Here is a 5081-nt window from a genome sequence, read left to right on the forward strand (position 1 = left end):
TGCTGGGCATCCTGGTGCTGGTGGTGCTGCCGAGCATGTGGTTCGGCCGGCGCGTGCGCAAGCTCTCGCGTGAGAGCCAGGACCGCGTGGCCGATTCGAGCGCCATCGCGGCCGAGGTGCTCAACGCAATTCCGGTGGTGCAGAGCTACACGGCCGAATCGCGCGAGGCCGGCCGCTTCAAGGCCTCGACCGAGAACGCCTTCAAGACCGCGGTACGCCGCACCAAGGCGCGTTCCGTGCTGGTGGCCTTCATCATCATCGCCACCTCGGCGGCGCTGCTCTGGGGCCTCTACCAGGGCACGCAGGCGGTGCTGCGCGGCGACATCACGGCCGGCCACCTGGGCCAGACGGTGGTGTACGTGGCCATTCTTGCGAGTGCGACCGCGGTACTCGGCGAAGTCTACGGCGACCTGCTGCGCGCGGCCGGCGCAACCGAGCGCCTGATGGAACTGCTGCATGCCCCGGCGGCCATCGTTTCACCACCCGATCCGGTGGCTGCGCCCGTCCCCGTGGCCGGTAGCGCCGTCCAGCTCGAGGCGGTGACCTTCCACTACCCCTCGCGGCCCGGCACGCCGGCGCTCAAGGACTTCAGCCTCGACATCGCGCCCGGCGAAACGGTGGCCCTGGTGGGATCGAGCGGCGCCGGCAAGAGCACGGTGTTCCAGCTGCTGCTGCGCTACTACGATCCGCAATCGGGCCGCCTGCTGCTGGACGGCGCGCCGCTGGCCTCGCTTGCGCTGCCCGAGCTGCGCACCCGCATCGGCCTGGTGCCGCAGGACGCCGTGATCTTCTCGGCCAGCGCCTTGGAGAACATCCGCTACGGCCGCCCCGACGCGACCACCGACGAAGTGCATGCCGCCGCGCGCGCGGCCTTTGCGCACGATTTCCTGCAGGCGCTGCCCGAGGGCTACGACACCTTCCTGGGCGAACGGGGCGTGCGCCTGTCGGGCGGACAGCGCCAGCGCATCGCGATTGCGCGCGCCATTCTCAAGAACCCGCCGCTGCTGCTGCTCGACGAAGCCACCAGCGCGCTCGATGCGGAGAGCGAGCGCATGGTGCAGGCGGCGCTCGAATCGGCCATGGAAGGCCGCACAACGCTGGTGATTGCGCACCGCCTGGCCACCGTGCAGAAGGCCGACCGCATCATCGTGCTGGACCATGGCGGCATCGTCGAACAGGGAACGCACGCCACGCTGGTGGCGCAAGGCGGGGTCTATGCCCGCCTGGCCGCGCTGCAGTTCACGGCTTGATGCTGGACCGGCTGCAGACTACTGCAGCGTTTCCTTGAGCGCTGCGGGGATGGGCAGGGCCATCACCGGAATGCCCTCTTCGAGCAGCGCCTCGGCCTGCTCGCGGGTCGCCTGGCCGCGGATCCCGCGCTCTTCGGCTTCGCCGTAGTGCATCCTGCGCGCCTCGTCGGCAAAACGGTCGCCCACGTCCTCGGTCTTTGCGAGAACCTCGCGCACGGCGCGCATCCAGCGGGCCTCCGGGGACTGTTCGGCCGGGAGCTGGGCCTTGGCGGGCACCGAAGATGGCAATGCCGATGCCGCAGCGGCCTCTGCCGGCGCCTTCGCGTTGCCCAGGTTCAGGCGCGGCGCGCTCAGCAGCTTGACGATGCGCGTGTCGGCACACACCGGGCATTCCACCAGTCCGGCGGCCAGCTGGGTTTCGAAAGCCTCATTGGACGCAAACCAGCCTTCGAAGCCGTGGCCATGCGAGCAGCGCAGATCGAGAACCTTCATGCGCGGATTATCCCGCGCCGCCCTGCGAAGCGGTGGCTTGCCAATCGAGTGACCATGCACCCGAAAGAACGTTCTGCAGCCACAGCGTGCAGGTCAGCGACTTGGCATCGGTGAGCGTGCCGTCGCGGCACCAGAGCGCAACTTCGGCCGGCGTGGCCGTGAACACGTCGAGAAACTCGCCGTGGTCGAGTTGCCGCTTGCCGAGCGACAGGCCGCGCGCAAAGTAGATGTGGATGATCTCGGTGGAATACGCCACGGCCAGGTGCATGGCGCCGGCGTAGGCCCATTCGCTCGCGGTGTAGCCGGTTTCCTCGAGCAGTTCGCGCTGGCCGCACACCAGCGGGTCTTCGCCCGCATCGAGCTTGCCGGCCGGAAACTCGACCATCACATGCCCGACCGGATAGCGGTACTGCCGCTCCAGCACCACGCGGCCGTCGTCGAGCAGCGGAATCACCACCACCGCGCCCGGGTGGATCACGTACTCGCGTGTGGCGCTGTGGCCGTCGGGCAGGCGCACGGTGTCGCGGCAGACCTGGAGGAAGTTGCCCTTGACCAGCACCTCGCTGGCCGTGCGTTCTTCCTTCAGGTGCGAATCGGCGATGGGAGAAGTCATGTCGGTCATCCGTGCCTGTGCTTCATGAGGTAGCGCCAGGTGAACCCTGGAAAGGCCAGCACGATGAAAAGCGCGCCGGTCACCGCGTAGAACTCCCAGCCCTGCGGGGCGATCTGCCCTGCCCGGCTTTCGAACAGCAAACCCACGCCGCCCGCGGCGAAGTACAGCACCACCAGTTCGGCGAGCCGCACCGAAAGCGGCTTGGGCCGCGTGGCCAGGGGCACGACGCCGAACAGCCGGTCATTGAAGAACGGCAGGTTGGCCGCCAGCAGCGCCACCAGCAGAACGACCCAGACCGATGCGGTTTGCGACACCGTGGGCGGGCCGGGATCAGTTCGCCAGCGTGGCCACGATGGCCTTGGCGCACAGCGTCATGAGGCCGCCGGGAACGATGCCCAGCACGAGGATCAGCAGGCCGTTGATCGACAGCACGGTGCGCACGTCGCGCGGCGCCGACACGGTGCTGGCCGTGACCGGAGCGTCGAAGTACATGACCTTGACTACGCGCAGGTAGTAGAAGGCGCCGATCAGCGACATGACCACCGCAAACACCGCCAGGCCGATGTAGAGCGCCTGGCCCGAGGCAATCAGCGCCTGCAGCACCGCCAGCTTGGCGTAGAAACCGACCAGCGGCGGCAGGCCCGCCAGCGAGAACATGGCGATGGCCATCACGCCCGCGTACAGCGGGCTGCGCTGGTTCAGGCCGGCCAGGTCGGTGATCTCTTCGCTTTCGAAACCCTCGCGCGCCAGCAGCAGGATGATGCCGAAGCTCGCCAGCGTGGTCAGCACGTAGGTCACGATGTAGAACATCGAGGCGCTGTAGGCGAACTGTGCGTTGTAGGTGTTGCCGTTGACCACGCCCGCCACCAGGCCGAGCAGCATGAAGCCCATCTGCGCAATGGTCGAGTAGGCCAGCATGCGCTTGAGGTTGGTCTGCGCGATGGCGGCCAGGTTGCCCACCAGCAGCGAGGCGATGGCCAGGAGCGCCAGCATCTGCTGCCAGTCGATGGCCAGCGGCAGCAGCCCTTCCACCAGCAGGCGGATGATGATGGCAAAGGCGGCCAGCTCGGGCGCCGCGCCGATCAGCAGCGTGACCGCCGTCGGAGCGCCCTGGTAGACATCGGGCACCCACATGTGGAAAGGCGCCGCCCCCACCTTGAAGGCCAGGCCTGCCACGATGAACACCAGGCCGAACACCAGCACCTGGTGGTTCACCTTGCCGCTCGCGATGATCTTGAACACTTCGTTGGTGTCGAGCGAACCGGTCGCGCCGTACAGCATCGACAGGCCATAGAGCAGGAAGCCGCTGGCCATGGCGCCGAGCACGAAATACTTCATGGCCGCTTCGCTGGCCACCGCGTTGTCGCGGCGCAGCGCCACCAGCGCATAGCTCGACAGCGTGAGCAGTTCGAGACCCAGGTAGATCAAGAGGAAGTTGCTGCCCGAGATCATCACGAACATGCCCAGCAGCGCGAACATGCCGATGGTGAACATCTCGCCGCCGCGCAGCATGTCGCGGTCCGCCGCATAGGGCCGTCCGTAGACCAGCGTGACCATCAGGGCCACCGTGGCAAAGCACTTGAGCCAGTTGCCCATGGGATCGCTCACGACCATGCCGCCGAAGCCGTAGACCGTCTTGCCGTCGTTGGCGGCAAGGCCCGTGAGCACGGCCACCGCGGCCAGCGTGAGCAGCGTCAGGATGTAGGTGCGCGTGCGCTGCGCACTGGTGCTCGACAGGTCGACCAGCGCAATGATGCAGGCCATGACCAGCAGCACGATTTCGGGGTAGATCGCGACCCAGCTGAGTTTGTCAATCATCTCGTTCTCTTCTTCAGCGTGGCTGGACGGCGCAGGGCCGCCCCAAGCCGGTCCAGGGCCCCCTCGGGGGGCAGAGCAGCGGCGTAGCCGCAAACGTGGGGGTCATATCAGGGCAGCTTCGAGATCGCCACATGGCGAAGAAGCTCGGTCACGGAAGCGTCCATCACATCGGTGAACGGCTTCGGATGGATGCCCATCCACAGCACGGCAATGGCCAGCAGCGACAGCATCAGGAATTCGCGGGCATTGATGTCGGTGAGTTCCTTGACATGGTCGTTGCCGACCGGGCCGAGGTACACGCGCTTGTACATCCAGAGGGTGTAGGCCGCGCCGAAGATCAGCGCGGTGGCGGCGCCGGCGCCGATCCAGAAGTTGGACTTGACCGCGCCCAGGATGACCATCCACTCGCCCACGAAACCGGCGGTGCCCGGCAGGCCGCAATTGGCCATGGCGAACAGCAGCGCGAACGCGGCGAACTTGGGCATGGTGTTGACCACGCCGCCGTAGTCGGCGATCTGGCGCGAATGCACGCGGTCGTAGAGCACGCCGATGCCAAGGAACATGGCGCCCGAGACGAAGCCGTGGGCAATCATCTGCACGATGCCGCCGGACACGCCCAGCTCGTTGAAGATGAAGAAGCCGAGCGTCACGAAGCCCATGTGGGCAACCGACGAGTAGGCCACGAGCTTCTTCATGTCTTCCTGCACCAGCGCCACCAGGCCGACGTAGATCACCGCGATCAGCGACAGCGCGATCATGAGCCAGGCCCATTCGTGCGAGGCATCGGGTGCGATCGGCATCGAGAAGCGCAGGAAGCCGTAGGCGCCGAGCTTCAGCATGATCGCGGCCAGCACGGCCGAGCCGCCGGTCGGCGCCTCGACGTGCACGTCCGGCAGCCAGGTGTGGAC

General features: G+C 67.1%; 6 protein-coding genes. 1 reads left to right on the forward strand and 5 read right to left on the reverse strand.

The features are described 5' to 3' along the window. Positions 1–1250 (forward strand): ATP-binding cassette domain-containing protein (locus AC1DOC_RS18490; RefSeq protein ID WP_478130238.1); only part of this gene is annotated, 1250 nt, incomplete at its 5' end. An 18-nt stretch (positions 1251–1268) separates the two neighbouring features. On the opposite strand, the gene AC1DOC_RS18495 is transcribed toward AC1DOC_RS18490, so the two are convergent. From AC1DOC_RS18495 to AC1DOC_RS18515, 5 genes are all read right to left on the reverse strand, one after another. Beyond that, positions 1269–1742 (reverse strand): DUF1178 family protein, encoded by a 474-nt coding sequence (locus AC1DOC_RS18495; RefSeq protein ID WP_028254212.1) that lies wholly within the window; start codon positions 1740–1742, stop codon positions 1269–1271. Positions 1743–1749: 7 nt separating this feature from the next. Beyond that, entirely contained in the window at positions 1750–2355 is a 606-nt protein-coding gene (locus AC1DOC_RS18500; RefSeq protein ID WP_026284159.1) for an NUDIX domain-containing protein, read from the reverse strand. Between the two features lie 5 nt (positions 2356–2360). Beyond that, positions 2361–2669 (reverse strand): DUF2818 family protein, encoded by a 309-nt coding sequence (locus tag AC1DOC_RS18505; protein ID WP_018905858.1) that lies wholly within the window; start codon positions 2667–2669, stop codon positions 2361–2363. 16 nt (positions 2670–2685) lie between these two features. After that, on the reverse strand, positions 2686–4173 hold the full coding sequence (gene nuoN, locus AC1DOC_RS18510; protein ID WP_018905857.1) for an NADH-quinone oxidoreductase subunit NuoN: 1488 nt from the start codon (positions 4171–4173) through the stop codon (positions 2686–2688). Between the two features lie 107 nt (positions 4174–4280). Further along, positions 4281–5081: NADH-quinone oxidoreductase subunit M (locus tag AC1DOC_RS18515; RefSeq protein ID WP_478130239.1), on the reverse strand; the 801-nt coding region annotated here is incomplete at its 5' end.

The sequence above is a fragment of the Variovorax sp. 01T439_2 genome, assembly GCF_056398445.1.

What these genes read in the sequence shown, in the direction of transcription:
- AC1DOC_RS18495 (WP_028254212.1), bottom strand. Translation starts at nt 1,742, where the DNA reads ATGAAGGTTCTCGATCTGCGCTGCTCGCATGGCCACGGCTTCGAAGGC.
- AC1DOC_RS18500 (WP_026284159.1), bottom strand. Translation starts at nt 2,355, where the DNA reads ATGACTTCTCCCATCGCCGATTCGCACCTGAAGGAAGAACGCACGGCC.
- nuoN (WP_018905857.1), bottom strand. Translation starts at nt 4,173, where the DNA reads ATGATTGACAAACTCAGCTGGGTCGCGATCTACCCCGAAATCGTGCTG.